The sequence below is a fragment of the Brevibacillus fluminis genome, from assembly GCF_003710825.1.
GTDB lineage: Bacteria > Bacillota > Bacilli > Brevibacillales > Brevibacillaceae > Brevibacillus_D > Brevibacillus_D fluminis.
In genome coordinates, this window is sequence record NZ_RHHQ01000012.1 from 281,046 (window position 1) to 301,763 (window position 20,718).

Annotated in this window: 17 protein-coding genes and 1 riboswitch; of the genes, 15 read left to right on the forward strand and 2 right to left on the reverse strand. The window is 54.3% G+C overall.

The features are described from left to right. Positions 1 to 125 precede the first annotated feature (125 nt). The 7 genes from EDM56_RS15510 (at position 126) to EDM56_RS15540 (ending at position 6,283) form a co-directional block, all read left to right on the forward strand. Positions 126 to 1,400: a Glu/Leu/Phe/Val family dehydrogenase gene (locus EDM56_RS15510; protein WP_122918799.1), complete on the forward strand. Its 1,275-nt coding sequence runs from the start codon at positions 126 to 128 to the stop codon at positions 1,398 to 1,400. 68 nt (positions 1,401 to 1,468) lie between these two features. Further along, positions 1,469 to 1,574: riboswitch (TPP riboswitch) on the forward strand. Between the two features lie 127 nt (positions 1,575 to 1,701). Then, positions 1,702 to 2,331, forward strand: coding sequence for a thiazole tautomerase TenI (gene tenI, locus EDM56_RS15515; RefSeq protein ID WP_246009399.1), 630 nt, complete (start codon positions 1,702 to 1,704; stop codon positions 2,329 to 2,331). Then, entirely contained in the window at positions 2,328 to 3,476 is a 1,149-nt protein-coding gene (thiO, locus tag EDM56_RS15520) for a glycine oxidase ThiO (RefSeq protein ID WP_122918800.1), read from the forward strand. The genes tenI and thiO overlap by 4 nt, the downstream gene beginning before the upstream one ends. After that, positions 3,473 to 3,676 (forward strand): sulfur carrier protein ThiS, encoded by a 204-nt coding sequence (gene thiS, locus EDM56_RS15525; RefSeq protein ID WP_122918801.1) that lies wholly within the window; start codon positions 3,473 to 3,475, stop codon positions 3,674 to 3,676. The genes thiO and thiS overlap by 4 nt, the downstream gene beginning before the upstream one ends. A gap of 3 nt (positions 3,677 to 3,679) precedes the next feature. Continuing rightward, positions 3,680 to 4,447, forward strand: a complete 768-nt coding sequence (locus tag EDM56_RS15530) for a thiazole synthase (RefSeq protein ID WP_122918802.1) — start codon at positions 3,680 to 3,682, stop codon at positions 4,445 to 4,447. Beyond that, positions 4,444 to 5,463: a thiazole biosynthesis adenylyltransferase ThiF gene (locus tag EDM56_RS15535; RefSeq protein ID WP_122918803.1), complete on the forward strand. Its 1,020-nt coding sequence runs from the start codon at positions 4,444 to 4,446 to the stop codon at positions 5,461 to 5,463. Before EDM56_RS15530 ends, EDM56_RS15535 begins: the two co-directional genes overlap by 4 nt. Before the next feature lie 196 nt (positions 5,464 to 5,659). Then, positions 5,660 to 6,283 (forward strand): DUF3298 and DUF4163 domain-containing protein, encoded by a 624-nt coding sequence (locus EDM56_RS15540; protein WP_122918804.1) that lies wholly within the window; start codon positions 5,660 to 5,662, stop codon positions 6,281 to 6,283. Between the two features lie 72 nt (positions 6,284 to 6,355). On the opposite strand, the gene EDM56_RS15545 is transcribed toward EDM56_RS15540, so the two are convergent. Continuing rightward, positions 6,356 to 7,834, reverse strand: a complete 1,479-nt coding sequence (locus EDM56_RS15545; protein WP_246009425.1) for an MDR family MFS transporter — start codon at positions 7,832 to 7,834, stop codon at positions 6,356 to 6,358. 494 nt (positions 7,835 to 8,328) lie between these two features. Here EDM56_RS15545 and EDM56_RS15550 point away from each other — a divergent pair, with 494 nt between their 5' ends. From EDM56_RS15550 to EDM56_RS15575, 6 genes are all read left to right on the forward strand, one after another. Continuing rightward, positions 8,329 to 9,516 carry a saccharopine dehydrogenase family protein gene (locus EDM56_RS15550; protein ID WP_122918805.1) on the forward strand — a complete coding sequence of 396 codons (1,188 nt, stop codon included), beginning with the start codon at positions 8,329 to 8,331 and terminating at the stop codon, positions 9,514 to 9,516. An 89-nt stretch (positions 9,517 to 9,605) separates the two neighbouring features. Then, positions 9,606 to 10,700: a polyamine ABC transporter substrate-binding protein gene (locus tag EDM56_RS15555; RefSeq protein ID WP_122918806.1), complete on the forward strand. Its 1,095-nt coding sequence runs from the start codon at positions 9,606 to 9,608 to the stop codon at positions 10,698 to 10,700. A gap of 27 nt (positions 10,701 to 10,727) precedes the next feature. Beyond that, on the forward strand, positions 10,728 to 11,936 hold the full coding sequence (locus EDM56_RS15560) for a saccharopine dehydrogenase family protein (RefSeq protein ID WP_122919193.1): 1,209 nt from the start codon (positions 10,728 to 10,730) through the stop codon (positions 11,934 to 11,936). Positions 11,937 to 12,195: 259 nt separating this feature from the next. After that, positions 12,196 to 12,423: a FeoA family protein gene (locus EDM56_RS15565; protein ID WP_122918807.1), complete on the forward strand. Its 228-nt coding sequence runs from the start codon at positions 12,196 to 12,198 to the stop codon at positions 12,421 to 12,423. A 24-nt stretch (positions 12,424 to 12,447) separates the two neighbouring features. Beyond that, a complete protein-coding gene (gene feoB, locus EDM56_RS15570; protein ID WP_122918808.1) occupies positions 12,448 to 14,439 on the forward strand; it encodes a ferrous iron transport protein B in 1,992 nt (663 codons plus the stop codon). A gap of 21 nt (positions 14,440 to 14,460) precedes the next feature. Then, positions 14,461 to 14,610: a FeoB-associated Cys-rich membrane protein gene (locus EDM56_RS15575; RefSeq protein ID WP_122918809.1), complete on the forward strand. Its 150-nt coding sequence runs from the start codon at positions 14,461 to 14,463 to the stop codon at positions 14,608 to 14,610. Between the two features lie 55 nt (positions 14,611 to 14,665). Here EDM56_RS15575 and EDM56_RS15580 read toward each other — a convergent pair whose 3' ends face one another. Then, entirely contained in the window at positions 14,666 to 16,072 is a 1,407-nt protein-coding gene (locus EDM56_RS15580; RefSeq protein WP_246009400.1) for a purine-cytosine permease family protein, read from the reverse strand. 566 nt (positions 16,073 to 16,638) lie between these two features. On the opposite strand from EDM56_RS15580, the gene EDM56_RS15585 reads away from it, so the two are divergent. Both EDM56_RS15585 and EDM56_RS15590 read left to right on the forward strand, forming a co-directional pair. Next, entirely contained in the window at positions 16,639 to 18,681 is a 2,043-nt protein-coding gene (locus EDM56_RS15585; RefSeq protein ID WP_122918810.1) for a hydantoinase/oxoprolinase family protein, read from the forward strand. A 1-nt stretch (position 18,682) separates the two neighbouring features. Then, positions 18,683 to 20,662, forward strand: a complete 1,980-nt coding sequence (locus tag EDM56_RS15590; RefSeq protein ID WP_122918811.1) for a hydantoinase B/oxoprolinase family protein — start codon at positions 18,683 to 18,685, stop codon at positions 20,660 to 20,662. The last annotated feature ends 56 nt before the right edge of the window (positions 20,663 to 20,718 follow it).

Below are 20,718 nucleotides of genomic sequence, written 5' to 3' on the forward strand. Positions count from 1 at the left end.
GATCGCAATATGCGATGAATATTATCTAATAGTTATATTGTTTCGATTATTCTACACAATTAAAATACGGTTGTATAGAAAGAGAGACAGAATTTGGGGTTGTGGAGTGAAAGGAGTAGAAGAGAATGACCATTGCACAAGAGACGGAAAACCGTGCTGAAAGCTTGAATCCGTACCATATCGTCCAATCACAGATCGAACATGCGGCAGAGCGGTTGGGATTGCCGCGCCATGTTATCGAGATTATGAAAAAGCCGAAGCGGGTGCTGTCCGTCAGCTTTCCAGTCAAGCTCGATGACGGGACAATCCGCGTATTCGAAGGATTCCGTTCCCAGCATAACGACGCGATTGGCCCGACGAAGGGCGGGATTCGCTTTCATCCGGACGTAAACGAAGACGAAGTCAAAGCGCTGTCCATGTGGATGTCGTTCAAGTGCGGCGTGGTCGGTTTGCCGTACGGCGGCGGGAAAGGCGGCGTCATATGCGATCCGCATCAATACAGCAAAAGCGAAATCGAGCGCATCAGCCGCGGCTTCATGGAGGCGATCGCTGATTTCATCGGGCCTGATAAAGATATTCCAGCTCCGGACGTGTATACGACGCCGCAAATCATGGGCTGGATGATGGACACGTACAGCAAGCTGAAAGGGGCCTACAGCCCCGGTGTGATCACCGGCAAACCGCTGATCATCGGCGGCTCCCAGGGGCGGAGTGCGGCTACGGCCCAAGGCTGCGTTTATACGATTGCCGAAGCGATGAACCATCTGGGCAAACCGCTGCAAGGTGCAACCGTCGCGATCCAAGGTTTTGGCAATGCCGGGCGGATCGCTGCTGATCTGTTGGCAGAGCACGGCTGCCGCATCGTGGCGGTCAGCGACTCCAAAGGGGCGCTTTACCAGCCAGAAGGGCTTGATTTGGCAGAAGTGAAACGGCTGAAGGACGGTTCCGCGATCACGGATTACCCGGCGCAGTACCGGTTGCAGCGGGCGGAGGAGATTTTGGAGCTGGATGTAGATATTTTGATTCCGGCTGCTTTGGAAAACGTGATCACCGCTCAAAATGCGCATCAAATCAAAGCCAAGATCGTCGCTGAAGCGGCAAACGGCCCAACGACACCGGAGGCAGACCGCATCCTTTTTGAAAAGGGAGTGCTGGTCATCCCCGATATTTTGGCAAACGCGGGCGGAGTGACCGTTTCCTATTTCGAATGGGTGCAAAACTTGATGCATTACTACTGGAGCGAGCAGGAAGTGAATGAAAAGCTGCGCACTATCATGATCCAATCATACCAAGCGGTAAGTCAGCTCGCTGCCGAGCACAAAACCGACTTCCGCACAGCAGCGTACATGATCTCCCTCAAACGCATTCACGAAGCGATGCGTGCGAGAGGCTGGGTATAGCCTGCGTCCTGAGAAAATGCTTGCCATGATGCACGAACGTGCTTATGATTAAAAGCAATCGAATACGCGATGTACACTAGGGGGGCCAACCTGGCTGAGATGGAAAAGTCGTTTTCCGGACCCTTTGAACCTGATCTGGTTAAGACCAGCGGAGGGAAGTGTTTGACGGCTGTTTCACATGATGCCAGCGGTGTTGTGCCCATGCATTCATGCAAAACGTCTATTCCAACCACTTTTTCTTCGGAAAAAGTGGTTTTTTGCGTTTGCCGCGCTATTCGAACTTACGCGAGGGGGCTTCAGCTTGAATCGAGAGAACCGGGAATTGCATCTGATTTCGAACGGAAAGCTGCCGTTGGCGGAATTCGCGGATGTTGCTGCACATGTCTGGCCATGGGTGACCGCCATCCATCTGCGAGAAAGGATGAAGACGGCACGAGAGCTGTTGGACGGGATCGACCTGCTTCGTCAAGCTGGCGTGCCGCCTGAGAGACTGTACGTCAATGACCGTGCCGATGTTGCGGCAGCAGCAGGAATTCGAGGCGTTCACCTCGCCTACCATAGCCTGGAGCCAGGACAGGTCAAAGCGATATTGCCACGAATACGCATCGGCAAATCGGTTCATTCCATCGCGGAAGCACGGCACGCCGAAGCAAACGGAGCGGATTATGTCATGTTCGGCCACGTTTTTGTGACGAAAAGCAAAGCAGGGCTAGCCGGTCGAGGGCTTGCAGAGCTTGCTGAAGTGGTTCGCGCAGTCTCCATCCCCGTCATTGCTATCGGTGGGATAACGCCTGAGAACGCGGAATCGGTGCTCGAAAGCGGTGCAAAAGGAATAGCAGTGATGAGCGGCATTCTTGGTGCTGCGAATCCGGCGCGTGCCGCTGAAGATTATTGCCGCACGATAAAAGAAGGAGGCGTTCACGACCAATGACCAGCTATGACACAGCCGTGATCGGCGGCGGCGTGATCGGCAGCTCAATTGCCTATCATCTCGCCAAATGCGGACAAAAGGTGATTTTGTTGGAAAAAGGCAGGCTCGCTGAAGGAGCATCCAGTGCTGCGGCGGGGATGCTGGGCGCCCAAGCGGAGGAGCCGCAATCGGAAGCGTTTTTCAATCTGGCGTGTAAAAGCAGAGAAATGTTCCGAGCGATCGCCGGTGAACTGAAGGAATGCTCGGGAATCGACATCGGCCTAGTTTCCAAAGGAACGTTGAAAGTGGCGATGACAGAGGAGCAAGCCGTACATCACAAACGGTTGGCTTCCATTCATCGCCAGCATGGCGAGCAGGCGGAGTGGCTGGACGTGGCCGCGGCACGAGCGATGGAGCCCAATTTGTCCGCCCGAATTTGTGGAGGCTTGTACATCGAAAAAGACGGACACGTCCAAGCCCCCGAACTTTCGCTGGCGTTCGCCAAAGCAGCGGCCGTCTTGGGTACGGTCGTTCGGGAACATACGGCTGCAACGCATATTTTGCGTGAAAATGGCGTGGTTGCTGGCGTAGAGACGGAGGAAGGGCTGATTCGCTGCGACCATGCGGTAGTGGCGACGGGGGCGAGTGGAAGCGAAGTGGCAGCATTAACTGGCATCCACGTGCCGGTGTATCCGGTAAAAGGCGAATGTTTTTCCGTCACCACGAATGCGCCCTTGCTAACCCGAACGGTGTTTGCTGACGGGTGCTACCTCGTGCCAAAGGCCGCGGGGCGCATCGTGGTGGGGGCGACGACGATAGAAGGGTCCTTTGACCGGTCTGTCAGTCTCGCCGGAATCGCGGGGTTGTTGGCACAAGCCCAATCGCTTGTTCCGGCAATCGCAGATGCGCAATGGGAAAAGGCTTGGGCCGGTCTGCGACCGCAGACGCGCGACGGGCTCCCGTATATCGGCGAGGTGCCGGATTGCAAAAAGCTTTATGTTGCCGCAGGCCACTACCGTAACGGCGTGCTGCTCAGCCCCATCACGGGTGAAGCAATTGCCGCCCTCATTTTGGGGAGAACACCTCGCGTATCCATCGAAGCGTTCCGCTTGGACCGGGAGACTTGTAGCCGAGCTAATGCAGACAAGGAGGGTGATGTAATGTGAATCTGATCATCAATGGCAAAGCATGCGAGGTTCCAGACCGAATCGGGACGATTCAGCATTTGCTCGAACATTTTCATCTGGATCAAAAGGTTGTCATCGTGGAGCTGAATCAAACGATTCTCGATAAGGCGACGCGGGCTGAAACAAGTATTACCGACGGAGATCGAATCGAAATCGTACATTTTGTGGGAGGCGGTTGAACTATGTTAACAATCGGAACGAAAAAATTTTCCTCGCGCTTGCTGCTGGGAACGGGCAAGTTCCCTTCGTTTGAAATCCAAAAGGAAGCGGTCGCTGTTTCGGAGGCGCAAATCTTGACGTTCGCGGTCCGGCGCATGAACATTTTTGAACCGTCACAGCCGAATTTCCTGGACCTGCTGGATCTTTCGAAATACACGCTATTGCCTAACACGGCCGGCGCGAAAACGGCAGAGGAAGCTGTGCGCATCGCCAAGCTGGCGAAAGCGTCCGGGCTTTGCGACATGATCAAGGTGGAAGTGATCGGTGATATGAAGACGCTGCTGCCCGATCCAATCGAAACGCTGAGAGCTTCCGAAATGCTGCTGGAGGAAGGCTTCACGGTCCTGACGTATACCTCGGACGATGTGATGCTGGCCAAACGACTGCAGGAATTGGGTGTGCATGCGGTCATGCCTGGAGCCTCGCCGATCGGCTCCGGTCAAGGCATCGTCAATCCGCTCAACATAAGCCTGATCATTGAGCAAGCGACGGTTCCGATCATCGTGGACGCGGGCATCGGTTCCCCGGCTGATGCGGCGCTTGCCATGGAGCTTGGGGCTGATGGCGTGCTGTTGAACACGGCGGTATCAGGCGCAAAGGACCCGGTGAAGATGGCACTTGCGATGAAGCTGGCGATCGAGGCCGGACGCCTTGGTTTTGAAGCGGGGCGGATTGAGAAGAAGCGGTATGCGTTAGCAAGCAGTCCACTCGAAGGGATGAGCCGGCTGTGACGGGACGTTATTCGCGGCAGGAGCTTTTCACCCCGATCGGCACAGCGGGGCAAAGCTTGCTGGGGCAAAAGCATGTGCTGATCATCGGGGCGGGAGCGTTGGGCACTGGGAGCGCCGAATCGCTGGTCAGAGCCGGAGTGGGCACGTTGACCATCGTGGACCGCGATTACGTCGAATGGAGCAACCTGCAGCGGCAGCAGCTGTACAGCGAAGACGATGCCGCAAAGCGTTTGCCCAAAGCTGTGGCGGCCCAAAAACGGCTGAACCAGCTCAATTCGGACGTGCGCGTAAATGCGCTGGTGATGGACGTGACAACCGCCGAAATTCACACGCTTTTGGCCGGGGTTGACCTCATCGTCGATGCTACTGACAATTTCGACACGCGGATGCTGCTCAACGACGCTGCCCAAAAATACGGCAAGCCGTGGATTTACGGCGCTTGCGTCGGGAGCTACGGCATTACGTTTACGATTGTGCCAGGACGAACGCCATGCCTCGGATGCCTAATGGAGCAAGTCCCGCTGAACGGGCCGACATGCGATACGGCAGGCATTATCGCGCCTGCCGTACAAATGGTCGTGGCGTATCAGGTGGCGGAAGCGCTCAAAATTTTGGTTGGCGATCACCACTCGCTTCACGGCAAGCTGATTTCCTTCAATTTGTGGACCAATGAGTATGCGGGCTTGCACGTGAACGCGTTGAAACGGGAGGATTGCCCTTCCTGCGGGCAAAATGCTTCATACCCTTATTTGCAGCAAACGAACCAGCCGCAGACGACGATTCTTTGTGGACGAGATACGGTCCAAATCCGCCCGCGCGCTGTCGGCGTACGCGATCTGGCACAAATCGCCCAACAGCTGTCGCACCAGGGAATCGAAGTCCGAGCCAATCCGTATCTTCTGTCATGCACGATCGGTGAAAATCGAATCGTTTTGTTTCAAGACGGTCGGGCGCTAGTACACGGGACTCATGATAAGAGTGAGGCAAAATCACTGTATCATCGTTTTTTCGGCTAGGCTGCGCGTGCTTCACCAGTTCGCCAAACGTTTGGACACCTTCATCATTTCGCTGAAAAAACGGTTGCAGGAAGCAGGGATTGAAACCTTTTCTACACTGGTCCGCGAAAGCTGGGAGACGGCAAAAAAATAACCAAACCACAATCCTGCGAATAGGCTACAGTATCAAGCTTAGGGAAGGATTGAATCTCCGATTATGCCGTTTCAATTGCCGACAGGAATCCAAACGAAGAGCATTACCTCGCCGCCGGGAACGACCGTGTATTATCCGCAGGTGACCGGACTTGCCAATCGACGCGTGCAGGAGCGGATCAACGAGCAGATTTTGAGAGCAACCAGAGAATTAATTCATGCGCAGGCCCGATACCAGACATCCAGGCAGCCTGAGATGATCGGGCATTACGAAATCAAAACGAATGAACGGGGCCTCTTGAGCCTGACGTTGACCAACTATGCGATTTCTCCTCATATGGCACACGGAGTGACGATGATGAGATCGCTCACCTTCAATGTGAACACCGGCAAGCAATATGCTTTAAGCGACTTGTTCACGCCAGGCAGCAACTATGTTCAGGTTATTTCCGCCAACGTCGCGGCGCAGATCCAGAAGCGCAATATTCCGCTGCTCGCCCCGTTTCAAGGCATCGGCCCCAATCAAGATTACTATTTGGCGGATAAATCGGTCGTCATCTATTTCCCACCGTATACGATTAGTCCCGGTTATGTCGGATTTCCGATGTTCCCGATCTCGGTGTACGACCTGACGGATATGGTTCCTGACACAAGCCCGATCTCTATTCTTGCTGCCGATATTTCCTGATATCAGCGTGTAAGAAAATAGCAAAACAGGCGATCTGATTGGCTCAGATCGCCTGTTTTTTTTGCATTGCACTTAGGCAGATTCCGCTGTCGGTTCTGCTTCTGGCTGTTGTGGCACCGCTCGTCTCAGGAAAAACGAGATGATGAGGCCTGCAACCACTAGTCCGAAGGCAAGCAGAAATGCGCTTTTCATCCCTGAAATCAAAGCAAGCACCTCGACGGGAGCACCCTCGCTGCCGCCTTGAGGATGCTGCAGGTACTGCTTCTGGCCGGTCGTCATGACGGTGACCAAAAGCGCAGTACCGACGGCTCCCGCCACTTGCTGGAGCGTACTGATGATCGCCGTGCCGTGCGGATACAACGGCGGAGGCAGCTCATTCAACGCGTTGGTCATGACAGGCATCATCAGCATCGAGATGCCGAGCATCAAGAGCGTATTCCAAACCATGATCGTAATGTACGAGGTGGCGAGCGTAATGTAGGCAAATTGCCACAGCGTGTTGGCGATCAGCACAAGCCCGACGACGGCAAGCCATTTGGCACCGAACTTGTCAAACAATCTTCCGGTGATCGGCGACATGATACCCATCACGATACCGCCGGGGAGCATGATCAGACCAGCTTCCAGCGGGGTGTAGCCAAGCGCGTTTTGCAAAAAGATCGGCAGGAGCATCATGGCAGAGAACATCGCCATCATGACGATGATCATGATCATCGTGGATATGCGGAAGATGCGGTAGGTAAATGTCCGCAGATTGAGTAAAGGCTGCGGGATGGAAAGCTGTCTCCAAATGAACAATCCAAGCGACAGGGCGCCGACCACGATCGGCACCAGAACGCTGCTGCTCCTCCAGCCGCCCTGCGGATCGCCCGCACTGCTGAACCCGTAGACGATTCCGCCGAAGCCGAGCGTCGAGAGCAGAAGCGAAGGCAGATCAATCCGCGGCTTCGACGTTTCCGTTACATTTTTCAGCTTGGCATAGGCGATGACTATGACGAACAGCGCGATTGGCAGGATGCTGTAAAACAGCACGCGCCAGCTATAATGCTCCACGATGATGCCAGACAAGGTTGGCCCGATCGCTGGTGCAAAGGTAATGACGATACCGATCGTCCCCATCGCTTGACCGCGTTTTTCGAGCGCCACTGTCGCGAACACCACGTTGGTCAAGAGCGGGAAGAGCAACCCGGTCCCCGAAGCTTGCAGCGTTCTGCCGAGCAGGAGCATGCCGAAGTTGGGAGAGATTGCGGCAACTAACGTTCCGATCGTAAACAAACCCATCGCAGAGAGGAACAAGCCTCTCGTCGTGAACCGCTGGATCAAAAAGGCGGTGACGGGAATCAGCACGCCGATCACCAGCAAATAACCGGTCGACAGCCATTGTGCGGTGCTGGGAGAAATGCCGATGTCTCCCATGATTTTGGATAACGCCACATTGAGGAGCGTTTCGTTGAGGATGGCGACAAACACGCCGAGAATCATCACCAGGACGACGAAAAAATTCCCTTTGCTTCCGAACGTCCCTCCTGTATCCTTCGTTTCCATTTGCATACTCAAATCAGTGTTCCTCCCTTACAAGGTCGCAACATGATTGCGACCATATGTGCGTGATTCATAATTTCACTTTTCCTATTCTAGCCCAAAATCGCAGCGAATGGTTTCTTTTCAATTGCGAAGTTGCCGATTTCAGCACATTCATGGGAATTTTTTACTGCCAAGTTTCCCAAATGCAAGAATATGCCTCTCTCTTTTGAGAAGTGAGCGCTTTCAACGGAAAACAGGGAAATTAGATGTTCCAATTATTGTAAATGAGAATAGTGACGTTCCGATAAAAGGGTTCATAACTGTTTGTGATGCTGGTACAAAAGTTGCTACGGCTCTATATGGGCGCGAGCGCGGCATAGCCGGGCAGGTCGACTCAAAAATGCGAAGGGAAGTGGAATCTCAATTGAAACGGATTCGGGTAGCAACAGTAGTAGGGTGCATGGTAGGAAGCAAACAAAAACAATATTCCAGTGAAGGAGGACGACGATCTGAGTTTTGCGATGGTCATTTTAGGTATTGGTGGAGTAGGTCAAGTTTGTGCGAGGGAAGCGGTCAAGCGTGAGTATGTAACCCAACTTGTTTTGGCGGATCTTTTTCCGGCAGCTGCTGAGCGATTGGCAGAACAGCTGCGCGAACAAACGAAGGCGACGATTGAGGTCGTGAAAGCAGATGCGAGCGATGCAAACAGCATGGCTGCGATTCTCGGTGCTGCGGACGTTTGCGTCTATGCGGGTTTGCCCGAATATAATTTTCAAGTGATGCAGGCGTGCCTTGAGACAGGGACGTCTTATATTGATTTGGCCGCAGACGGCCCCGGTTCCAGCTACCAGCTGGAGCAATTGGCATGGGATGAACGATTTAAACAGGCAGGCCTCCTCGGCATCATGGGGATGGGCTGCGACCCTGGCTTTACCAACATCGCGGCGCGTTATGCCGCAGATCAGATGGACCGCATCACACGCATCTCTGTGCTTGATGGGGACAAATCGACGGTTGATATCGACGGGTATTGCGCTTATTTCAGCCCGGCTACGGCGATCAAAGAGTGCCTCGGCAATCCGAATTACTGGACGCCGCAAACAGGCGAATGCTTCGATTGGGAGCCGCTTTCTAACAAGGAGCGCATCCAGTTTCCGGAGCCGGTCGGCTGGCTCGATTGCTACAATGTCGAGCATGAGGAAGTCGCTACGCTCGGCACTTCGATCGGCAAGGGCTGCGAGTATGTCGATTTCAAGTACGCGCTGTCCGAGGATTTCGTCACGATGCTTCGCGTGATCCAAAAGCTCGGCTTGGCCAGCGAAGAGCCAGTGGAGTCAGGTGGGCAATCGGTGGTGCCACTTGATCTCGTCGTGCGCGCAATGCCCAAGCCCGCGGAATTGGCTGGGAAAATACACGGACACTCCTGCATCGGCACCCTCGTGCATGGTACAAAGGGCGATCGGGCGGTAGAGATGTTCGTCTATTCCCTGATCAGCCACGATGAGGTGTATGCCGAGCACGGGTCACAAGCGACCGTCTGGCAAACCGGTGTACCGCCGATCGTAGCCGTGGACATGATGGCCGAAGGGCTTTTGACTCGTACTGGCTGCATTCCGCCGGAGATGATCGATCCCGTTCCTTTCCTGGAACGATTACGAGCGAGAGGAATGAGATGGGACGTAATTATGAAAACAAGTCCACTTGTGTAAGCTGGCTTGAACGATAAATCGCTGTAACCAAAAAGAGAAGAAATAGAGAGAGAAACCGGTGCTTTCCGCATATGACGTGGAGGGTAACGATGGGGGTTATGATACGTTCGTATCAATTGAAACGGCAGCATCGCTTGTGGGCCGCCCTGATAGTGGGGATATCCTTCTTGCTGCTGTCCGCATGCAGCCAGACGCCGGCTGCCACGAATGGACAAAAGCCAGGTGGCGAGGTTGTTTTCTCCAATTGGTCCGATTTCACACCGGAGACGATGCTGAAAAACTTTGAGCAAGAAACGGGCATTAAAGTCAAATTCAGTACGTTTTCGTCCAATGAAGAGGTGTTGGCCAAGCTTTCTGCTGGTGGCTTGGGCAACTATGACTTGATCGTGGTGAGCGATTATACGGTGGATATTTTGCGTAAGCAGGGGATACTTGAAGAGATTGACAAGACGAACATCCCGAATTTCAAAAACCTGATCCCCTCGTTTTTGGATCAGGCGTTCGATCCCGGTAACAAATACTCGATTCCGTACATGGCTGGCAACGTGATCATCGCCTACAACAAGAACACGGTCAAAAAGCCGATCACAGGCTATGCGGATCTGTGGGACCCGGAGTTCGTCAACAATCTGGTCGTTTTGGATGACCAGCGGACACTGATCGGCATCACCAACAAAATGCAGGGGAAATCGATGAACGATACGGACCCTGCCGTTTTGAAGAAGTCGCTTGACCTTTTGCTTGCGCTTAAGCCGAACATCAAGGCTTTTGATAGCGACAGTCCCAAAAACATGCTGATCAACGGCGAGGTGAAGGCGGGAATCGTCTGGGGAGCCGAGGCGGCGCTGGCCCGCAAAGACAACCCGTCGATCGTCACGGTCAATCCGAAGGAAGGCATGCAGCTGTGGATCGATAACCTGGTGATTCCAAAAGGTGCGCCGCACAAGCAAAATGCAGAGGCGTTCATCAATTTCATTCTGGAAGGTAAAAACAGCGCGGAGCTGACAAAAGCGTTTCCGTACATGCTGCCCAATTCAGCAGGCCTTGAACTGACAGACGACTCGATCAAAAATGATCCGGCCGTTTATCCGCCGGAAGAGGATAGGAAGAAGGGCGAGTATTTTATTGATGTCGGTGATGCGACCACCGAACTGGACCGAATCTGGTCGCGATTCAAGCAATAAAAATTGAAGGGGGACACACTCTTGCAGATGAATATCGCCATTGTGGGAGCAGGCGCAGTCGGGCACGTGGCTGCGATGGAAGCGATCAAAACGACCTATGTGAAAAAGTTGGTGGTGGCGGACATTTCGCCACAGGCAGCCGAGCATTTGGCCCAGAAGCTACGGGGAAAAACAACCATCGACATCGTGACGGCGCGGGTGGATGCGAGCGATACCGAAAGCGTGGCTGCGATTCTTAGTGACATCGACGTGCTGGTACACGCAGGGATCCCGCAATACAACTTCACGGTGATGGAAGCGTGCATCCGTACCAAAACCAACTATATCGATATGGCAGCCGATTCGCCGACATGGCTGTTGAAGCAGCTGGAATGGGACGACAGATTCAAGGCAGCAGGCATTCTCGGCATCATGGGGCTGGGCTGCGATCCGGGCTTCACCAACATTGCAGCCCGTTATGCCGTTGACCAGCTGGACACAGTGAAAAGCATCACCGTGCTGGACGGGGACAAATCTGTGGTCGACTACGAAGGTTTTTGCGCCTATTTCAGCCCGCAGACGGCGATCAAGGAATGCTTGGCCAAACCGAATTACTGGAGCAAAGAAGAGGGGATGCAGTTCGATGCCAAGCCGTTCACGCGTCAGGACGAGTATGAGTTTCCCGAGCCGATCGGCTGGCTCGACTGCTACCGCGTCGAGCATGAGGAGGTTGCGACGTTGGGCGAAACAATCGGGCGCGCAAAAGGCTGCGAGCTGGTCGAATTCATGTATGCGCTCCATCCCGACTATGTGAACACGCTGAAGGTGCTGAGCTATCTCGGCCTGGATGGTGACGAGCCGATCAAGGTGGATGGCACTGATGTGATACCGCTCCACGTCGTCGTCACCTCGATGCCGAAGCCGCAGGACCTCGCGGGCAAAATCCACGGCTTTTCCTGCATCGGTACGGTCGTCAAAGGGATGAAGGATGGCGAATTGGTGGAGCTGTTCGTTTACTCGATGGTCAACCATGATGAAGTGTACTTGCGGATGAACACGCAGGCAACCGTATTTCAGACCGGTGTGCCGCCGATTGTCGCGATCGACATGATGGCAGAAGGGCTTTTGAACCAGACTGGCTGCATACCGCCGGAAATGATCGATCCGATCCCGTTTCTCGCGCGCCTTGAGACGCGTGGTATGAAATGGTATGTGAGCAAGAAAACGACGCCGGTGTATGAACGGATTGAAGCGTAAGTGTAACCAAAGCCGTCAGGAAATTCCTGGCGGCCTTTTTGTGCCGTTTAACTGCTTCCGTTGAGGATTTTCGGGATGTTTGCAATCTCTGCCTGTTCCTCCGTTTGGTGATTTTATCTAAATCAGCTTCCGATTTTCGAGTCATCAATAAGTGAAATTTTTGTGCGACCTAGACAATTCAAAACGTCAGCGATTATCATAGGAGACAGTAATAATGATAATTCTTTTCATTTATGAATGCTAAGGATGCGAGACATAGATGGTGTTAAGTGAATGCAGCATTGGCACAAGCGCACGGATCCTCGCGTTGGACATGGCAGACGCCCAGCGAAAACGGATGATGGATCTCGGGTTGATGCCGGGAACAGAAGTGAAGTTGGTGCGGAAAGCGCCGCTCGGCGACCCGATCGTCGTGCAGGTGCGCGGCTATTTGATCAGCTTTCGAATATCGGAAGCGCGTCGGATCGAAATCGAAAGAATACCCTAGATTTAATGGAAGAAGTTGGTCGTTGTGAAAACCATCATCGCATTGGCGGGCAACCCCAATGCCGGAAAAACCTCTTTGTTTAATGTGTTGACAGGCACGCGGCAGCAAGTGGGCAACTGGCCGGGTGTCACGGTTGAGAAAAAAGAAGGCGTGATCAAAGGGCTCGATGGGAGTGTGCTGATCGACCTGCCGGGGATCTACAGCTTATCTGCGCAATCGCTTGAGGAAAAGCTGGCGATCTCCTATCTGTTGCTGGAAACGCCTGATACGATCGTCAATATCGTCGATGCCTCCAATCTGGAGCGCAATTTGTACTTTTCGCTGCAGCTTTTGGAGATGGGCCTGCCCAGCATCGTCGTGCTCAATATGATGGATGTGGCGCGTTCGCGCGGACTACATATCGATGAAAACAAGCTTGCAGACCGTTTGGGCGTCCCTGTCATTCCGATGGTGGCGCGCAAAGGCAGTGGTCATGAGCGATTGCTGGGACAGCTTGCGGAACGCCGGGCGACTACAAGCATGCTTACGCTCGCGTATCCTTCCGAGGTGGAGGAGGCGATCGGCCGATTGCTTCCTCATTGCAGCGACATTCAGCTGGGGCAAGCGCTCAACCCGCGTTGGCTCGCTGCGATGTGGCTGGAGCGCAACGAATCGGTCGAGCAATTGATTCAGGCACGCGTCACGCAAGCTGTGTATCGGGACATGGAACGAATCCGTGATGAATACCGGCTCGCCGACCAATTGATCCGCAATGCGCGGTACACGTGGATCGAAAATTTGCTGACTGATGTGACGGAGCGGAAAAAACAGGTGGCCAGCACATGGAGCGACCGGATCGACAGCGTGGTTCTGCACCGCATCTGGGGGATTCCGATCTTTCTCGGATTTATGTATCTAGTGTTCCAGCTGACGTTCAGCTGGATCGGGACGACGCTGTCGGATGCGATGGATGCGTTTTTCAATGGCACGCTGACGGAATGGGTGCAGCAGGCGCTTGCGCTGATGGACAGTCCTGAGTGGTTTAGCAAGCTGGTGACCGACGGGATATTGGCGGGTGTGGGCTCAGTCCTCGTGTTTGTGCCGCAGATCGCGATCCTGTTTCTCTGCTTGTCCTTTTTGGAGGACTCCGGTTATATGGCGCGCGCTGCGATTTTGATGGACCGGTTCATGCTGGCGATCGGCTTGAACGGAAAAGCCTTCATCCCGCTGATTCTCGGGTTTGGCTGCAATGTGCCGGCGATCATGGCGACGCGCACGCTGGAAGACCCAAAAGGACGACTGGTCACCGCGCTGATCGCGCCGTTTATGTCCTGCTCGGCGAGGTTGTCCGTATTTTCCTTGTTTGTGGCGGCGTTTTTTACCAATCATCAAGCGGAAATCGTGTTCATCCTCTATGTGACCGGGATTTTGATGGCCGTGTTTACCGCATTTTTGCTGAAGCGATTCATCAAGGCGGAGGAAGGGCTGTTCCTGATGGAATTGCCGCCGTATCGTGCGCCGATGGTCAAAAGCTTGCTATTGCACACGTGGGACAAAGCCAAAGGATTTGTGCGCAAAGCCGGTACGATCATTTTCGGGATGTCAGTGCTGATCTGGTTCCTCGGCAATTACTCCTGGCATGGTGCAGCCCCGATGAATGAGAGCTTCCTCGCAGCCATCGGCGGAAGCATCGCGCCGCTGTTCGCACCAATGGGCTTTGCGACTTGGCAAGCGGGCGTATCGCTGATCACTGGGTTTTTGGCGAAAGAAGTCGTCGTCACGACGATGAGCATCGCGTATATGGCGGGAGACAGCGGCAATTCGCTGATGGCTTCGCTGCAAGGCGCGTTTTCCCCGGCAGCAGCGCTTTCCTTTCTGTTTTTCTTGCTTCTGTATACCCCGTGCGTGTCCACGGTCGTTATCATGAAAAAAGAAACAGGTTCGTGGAAGTGGACGATTCTTTCTGTCGTATACAGCTTTGTGGCGGCGTGGGTTGTGGCGTTGCTCGTCTATGAAGTGGCGCGAGTCATTTACTAAAAGTCGAAAGGCGGAATGGAAATGATCTATCTAGTGATGGCTGTAGTTCTGGGCTTTGCGACATGGCAACTGATCGCGTTTGCGAAACGGGCGAGGGCGGGCAAATGCGGCGGCGGAGGCTGCAGCGGCTGTGCAGCAGCGGACGGAAACATGATATGCACCAAAAAATAAAGGAAGCTGTCAGCGGACCGATGGTTCTGCTGACAGCTTTTTTTTGCATGTTCGTCTAGGCGATCTTTTCATCTTCCGGGACGTCTCTTGCTTGCTCGCGAGCGTAATACTTACCTTTGGTCGCCACTGCCAGAATCACTGTCAAGGCAAAGGCAAGGATGGCAGCGAAAAACGCGGCGATGTTTTGCAAGAACGCCCCCATGTTGCCAAAGGCGGCGACGGTACCCAAAACGCTCGACACGACAAGCGAGATGACGCCGACTGGGTTCCACGGGTACAGATATTGACTGCGGTATTCGAAAAACAGCGGGCCGATCTTAAGCCACCGTTTGACCACAAGCGCATCCGCGACCAATATCGCAGCCCATGCAAATAAAAAGACGCCTTGGAAAGTCAATAACGGTCCGAGGTAATCAAGCGCGCCGGCCAGCATGGCGATGATTGCCGTGAGGGCGGTGGTCGCTACCCAGAAAGTGCGTCCCGGCCGGAAGCGGAAGACGTGCTCGAAGAAATTGGCGAGAGATAAGGAGCCGCTGTACAAGTTGGTAATATTAATGCGCAGCTGCGTCAGAATCGTGAAAAGTGCGCCGCCGATCCCGATCAGATGAACAAAGAACACGCCGGGATTCGGTTCTCCCAGTCGCACGCCGAACCAGATTCCTGCCAACCCCATCAAAAAGAAGCAGACCAGCTGCGGAATGAAGCCGACGGCAAAGACGCCGATTTTCATTTCCTCGCGCTTGATGAATCGGGCGTAGTCGGAGACCAGGAGCGCCATGATGCCGACCAGCCCGTTCATAATGCCAATGCAGGTCAACAACATCGTCCCGCCAACCTGCGCACCCTCCGGCAAAAAGGACCAGATTCCGCCGGTGTAGGCGGGGGCAACTCTCATAGCCGCGACGATGCCTGCGCCAAGCAGGACGATGAAGACGGGCAGCGTCCATTTTTGCAGCTTCTCCAATTGCTTCATACCAAACCAGTTGAACGGAATGACGATCAGTCCGAAAAAAACCATCAGCACCCAAACGGGCACGACCTGTACATATTCATGGACAGCGCTGGCCATGATGGACCCCTCAATTGCGGAATACATGATGAAGTTCATCGCATAAATGAAAGACGTGATCGATGCGCCGACATAGCCGAACCCGCCGCCGCGCGCCATGAGATTGGTGTTCAGGCCGGATTTGGCAGCGTAATAGGCGATCGCGATCCCCAAAACACCACCGACTACAGTCGCATAAATTTCGGCGATCAATGCATTCATGCTGCCGTAGGCTGTGGCCATCAGGCTGCCCATCTGCATGAAGACCATGGCGGTTGCGACTCCCAGCGTCACATTGGTGATGCTCCACCATTTCATGCGGTAGTGCACAGGTACTTTTTCCAATGCGTAGTCTTCCTTTTGTTCCTTGGAGGAATCGCCGGATGAGGTAGCGGGACGTATGATTTCTGCCACGTGAATCAACCCCTTTATTCGAATGATTATTTCTGGACAACCAGGACGCGTACCGTTCCTCCTTTCCTGTTTTGCAAACTGTTAGATAAGCAATCCACGTACCAAGCAAAAAAAAGATGGAATTATTTGAATTTTTCGATTGTAATCTTTCATTTTTGCAAGAAGTCAAGGATAGCGACTTCGGATTTGCAATCGATTAGGGGCCAAAAAGTAGCGAGACTGCCAGTTTTGACGGCGAAAAAAACGGTCTTTCAAAAGTGAAAGATCATCTTTCGTTTTTGAAACATTTTTGCGTCTTTGTTGCAAGCCAAAAGCGGGCGATACCGCTGCTTTCGCCTTGTTACCACTGGAAATCAATCCGTTTTTTCACTGTTGGTACGCTCTTTGCTATTGCTTCATGTACAAGTCGCGGCAAGCGCAGACAGCAGGGGAGAGGAGGCAGACGGCGCTGGCTTACGTGTTGCGTGGAATCGCAATGCCCGAGCCAACCATGACGGAAGGCTTGTCGGCAAGCGTGACAAACCAAAACAGAAATTTCGAAAAATCATAAGTATGGAGGGCAGACAATGGGCAAATATCAGCTGGCAGTCGATGTAGGTGGAACGTTTACGGACGTGTTCATTTTTGATGAGGAATCGAAGAAAATTTCGGTGACAAAAGTATCTTCAACACCGCACAATCCTGCGGTCGGGATTTTGACGGGCATCGCGCAATCGGCCGTATCGACAAAAGACATTCATCTGTTTTCGCACGGAACGACGGTTGGACTGAATGCGCTGATTACACGGAGGCTGCCGAAAACGGCGCTGGTAACGACAAAGGGGTTCCGGGACGTGGCGGAAATTCGCCGCGGTACCAAGCTGGACTTGTGGGATGCCTACGCAGATGTGGCGCCGCCTTATATCAAGCGACGCGATCGGTTTGAGCTGGAGGAGCGCGTGGATTATACAGGCAAGCTGCTTACCGCTGTCGATGAAGAGGAGGCACGGGAGCTCGCCCGCTTGTTGAAGAAGCGAGGTGTCCAGTCTGTTGCGATCTGCTTTATGAATGCGTATACAAATGGCGTCAATGAGCGGAAAGTGAAGGAGATTTTGCAGGAAGAACTGCCCGAAGTCTACATTTGCACGTCGAGCGAGACGCTGCCGGAAATTTTCGAGCATGAGCGGATGAGCACAACGATTGTCAATGCAGTGCTGGGGCCGATCCTCTCGACTTATATCCGGAATTTGACAGACGAAATGCGGGACAAAGGCTACGAGGGCGATGTGCTCGTGCTGCATTCGGGCGGCGGAGTCATGACCTCGGAGACAGTGCCGAAGTTTGCCGCCAGACTCGCCAGCTCCGGAATTGCTGCGGGGGCAATCGCCAGCTCCTATATCGCCAAGCTGTGCGGCTATCAGAATGCGATCGGGCTGGACATGGGGGGAACAAGCACAGACATCTCGCTCATGTATGACGGCGATTTGCGGATTACGAAAGACTGGTACATCGAATACGGCTACCCAATCGGATTCCCTAGCATCGAGATCTTAAGCATTGGTGCGGGTGGAGGCAGCCTCGCCTGGATCGACGAGGGCGGCTCCTTGCGCAACGGCCCGCAGAGCGCTGGCGCCGATCCGGGTCCTGCCTGCTACATGAAGGGAGGCAAGGAGCCGACCAACACCGATGCCAACGTGCTGCTCGGACGCCTGAACACCCGGCTGCTCAGCGGCCAAATGACGCTGAATAAAGATGCTTCACGCCACGTCATCAGCGAAAAAATCGGGACGCCGTTTACGCTGTCCGACGAAGAGGCGGCCAATTCCATTTTGAAGGTAGCCAATGCCAATATGTGTGATGCACTGCGGCTCATCTCCATCCGCCGCGGCTACGATCCGCGCGATTTCGCCCTGGTGGTCTTTGGTGGAGCGGGTGCGCTGCACGGCGCTTATTTGGCAAAGGAGATGGAGATTCCGACCGTGATCGTCCCGCCGTATCCCGGCATCACCTCCGCGATGGGCTGCCTTTTGGTCGACGTGCGCCACGACATTTCGAAAACGTATCTGGTCAATGCGGCGGATGTGACCGCCGAGCAGCTGGAGAACGAATTTCAGGCGATGGAAGAAGAGGCAGCTGGTTTGCTGGCTTCTGAGGGCATCGGTGGTGAGGAGATGAAGCTGGTCCGCTATTTGGACATGCGCTACAACGGCCAATGGCGCTCGCTGGAGGTCGCAATGAACCGTCCGATTCATTCCTTGGCAGACGCACTTGAGCGGTTCCACCAGGAGCACCAGCGGGAGTTCGCTTTCTCGAGCCGCGAGCAAAGTGTGGAAATCTATGGCCTGCGCGTGGAGGCGATCGGGCTTGTGCCAAAGCCGAACTTGCCTAGCTACGAACCAGAGGGGACGCTTGAAGACGCGCTGACGGGTTACCGCCAAGTTTATTTCGAAGAAGCGGGTGGTTATGTAGCAACACCGATTTACGATCGCGAACAAATGCCGGTCGCAAGCGAATTCACCGGTCCGGCCATCGTGGAGCAGCTGGACTCCACGACCGTAATCCCACCGGGCTTTTGCGTGAAAGTGGACGAATACAAAAATATGATCTTGACCTACGGGGAGGCGAAATAAGATGAGCCAGGTGCGAGAGCAAGCGACCGCCTACAAAAGCAAGCTGGACCCAGTTACCTTTGAAGTGTTGAAAAATGCGTTCGTCAATCTGGTGGACCAGATGTCCGAGCAAATCTTGCGGACGTGCTATTCGTTCGTCATCTATAACCGCGATTTCAGCTCGGCGATTTGCGACGCCAAGGGCAACACGATCATGCAGGGGACACAAGACATTTCCGTGCACGTGGGCACACTGCATCTGACGGCAAAAGCGGTGATCGAAGATTTCGGAGACGACATCCATCCAGGAGACGTTTTTCTGGTGAATGATCCGTATCGCGGCGGCACCCATTTTTGCGACGTGCGCATCGTCCGTCCGGTTTTCCATGAGGGCGAATTGATCGCTTTCATGCAGTCCAACGGCCACTGGGCCGATGTGGGCGGTTCGGTCCCCGGCTCGTTTGACGTGCAGTCACAGGACCATTATGGTGAGGGGATGCGTATTCCCCCGGTGAGAATGTGGAGCCGCGGCGTCTTTCTCGCGGATGTCGCGAATTTGCTCGCAGCCAATATGCGTCTGCCGCAAGAGCGGCTGGGTGACCTGCGCTCGCAGGCGGAGGCGACGCACGTCGGTGAGCGCCAGCTGCTGCAGTTGATCAAAAAATATGGCCGTGAAACGGTGCTGACCGCGTTCGACGAGGTGCAAGATTATGTGGAGCGTCTGGCCAAGTCCAAAATCGCGCAGCTGCCGAATGGCACATGGGAGACAACCGATTACCTTGATATGGACCCGCAGCAGGGCGATGGCTTGATTCCGATCAAGGTGAAAATGACGATTGACCAGGATACGATCACGTATGATTTGAACGGGTCGCATGCATATATCGGCTGCTTTCTCAATGCGGGCTTCGGCTCCTCCTTCTCGGCGGTCGTGGCGGGGACAAAGACGTTTTTTCCGGAAATCCCGCTCAACTCTGGCTTCTACCGTGTCCTGACGGTCGAGCTGCCGGAAAACTCCGTCGTCAATGCGCCGTGGCCTGTTGCGGTATCGGGCTTTTGCTCGGGCGCATACGAAAAGATCATGAATGCGATCTTTGAGCTGTGGTCACACATCATGCCGGAGCGGGCGCTTGCATGCTCCTTTAACCTCGAATATTTGCTGATCGGCGGCTGGGATAAGCGGCAGGGTGCCGACAGCTACTTCATGTGGTACGACTGGATGGCCGGCGGTCATGGTGGCCGCCATGAAAAGGACGGGGCCAACGCGCTGTCGCCGGTGTTCGGCGTAGGCTTAAGCATCCAGCCGTGCGAAGGGCAGGAACGTCTGTCGCCGGTGCTGACCACCCACCATCAGATCATCACGGATTCCGGCGGACCGGGTCGTTTCCGCGGTGGCTGCGGAGTGGAAAAAGGCGGGATGATGACCGGTATCGACCGCACCGTCATGTCATATTGCTGCGACCGTTCGCGTTCCGTGACATGGGGCATTTTTGGCGGACAATCGTCTAACCCGCACGGAGCGTGGCTCAACCCGGGGGAGGAAGGTGAACGTTTTTTGGGCACGATTTTTTCCAATGTCAAAATCAAGACCGGCGACACGTTCACGCGTCCATCTGCCGGCGGCGGTGGCTTGGGCGATCCGCTCGAACGGGACCCCGAGCAGGTAATGGAAGATGTCATTGACGGTTATGTTTCGCTCGAACGCGCCAAGCGCGATTACGGCGTGGTCATCTGCGAGATCGACCAGGAGCTGGACCTCTACGAAATCGACGAGAGTGCGACGGAAGCGGAGCGCACCTATATACGCGCTCATCGCAAGGAATGGCTGGCGCTTGGGCTGGATGAGGTTCAGGCGCTGTACGACAGCGGTCAGGCTGACAAGCTCGATCTGCTACGCCGCTACCATGTAATCCTCGATTATGCGACAGGGATGATCCTGCCGAAAACCACTGCGCAATACCGCGACATGATCACCAAGCGGACGCTTCCTTACTGGTTATAACGATTCTTTGCACGAAGCCCCGGGCTGTTCGGATGAGCATGCCAGGGGCTTTGCGC

Coding starts and splice junctions, on each gene's coding strand:
- EDM56_RS15575 (WP_122918809.1), top strand. CDS start 14,461: ATGATCTATCTAGTGATGGCTGTAGTTCTGGGCTTTGCGACATGGCAA.
- EDM56_RS15510 (WP_122918799.1), top strand. CDS start 126: ATGACCATTGCACAAGAGACGGAAAACCGTGCTGAAAGCTTGAATCCG.
- EDM56_RS15585 (WP_122918810.1), top strand. CDS start 16,639: ATGGGCAAATATCAGCTGGCAGTCGATGTAGGTGGAACGTTTACGGAC.
- EDM56_RS15565 (WP_122918807.1), top strand. CDS start 12,196: ATGGTGTTAAGTGAATGCAGCATTGGCACAAGCGCACGGATCCTCGCG.
- EDM56_RS15555 (WP_122918806.1), top strand. CDS start 9,606: ATGGGGGTTATGATACGTTCGTATCAATTGAAACGGCAGCATCGCTTG.
- EDM56_RS15540 (WP_122918804.1), top strand. CDS start 5,660: ATGCCGTTTCAATTGCCGACAGGAATCCAAACGAAGAGCATTACCTCG.
- thiO (WP_122918800.1), top strand. CDS start 2,328: ATGACCAGCTATGACACAGCCGTGATCGGCGGCGGCGTGATCGGCAGC.
- EDM56_RS15550 (WP_122918805.1), top strand. CDS start 8,329: ATGGTCATTTTAGGTATTGGTGGAGTAGGTCAAGTTTGTGCGAGGGAA.
- EDM56_RS15590 (WP_122918811.1), top strand. CDS start 18,683: ATGAGCCAGGTGCGAGAGCAAGCGACCGCCTACAAAAGCAAGCTGGAC.
- EDM56_RS15560 (WP_122919193.1), top strand. CDS start 10,728: ATGAATATCGCCATTGTGGGAGCAGGCGCAGTCGGGCACGTGGCTGCG.
- EDM56_RS15545 (WP_246009425.1), bottom strand. CDS start 7,834: ATGCAAATGGAAACGAAGGATACAGGAGGGACGTTCGGAAGCAAAGGG.
- EDM56_RS15530 (WP_122918802.1), top strand. CDS start 3,680: ATGTTAACAATCGGAACGAAAAAATTTTCCTCGCGCTTGCTGCTGGGA.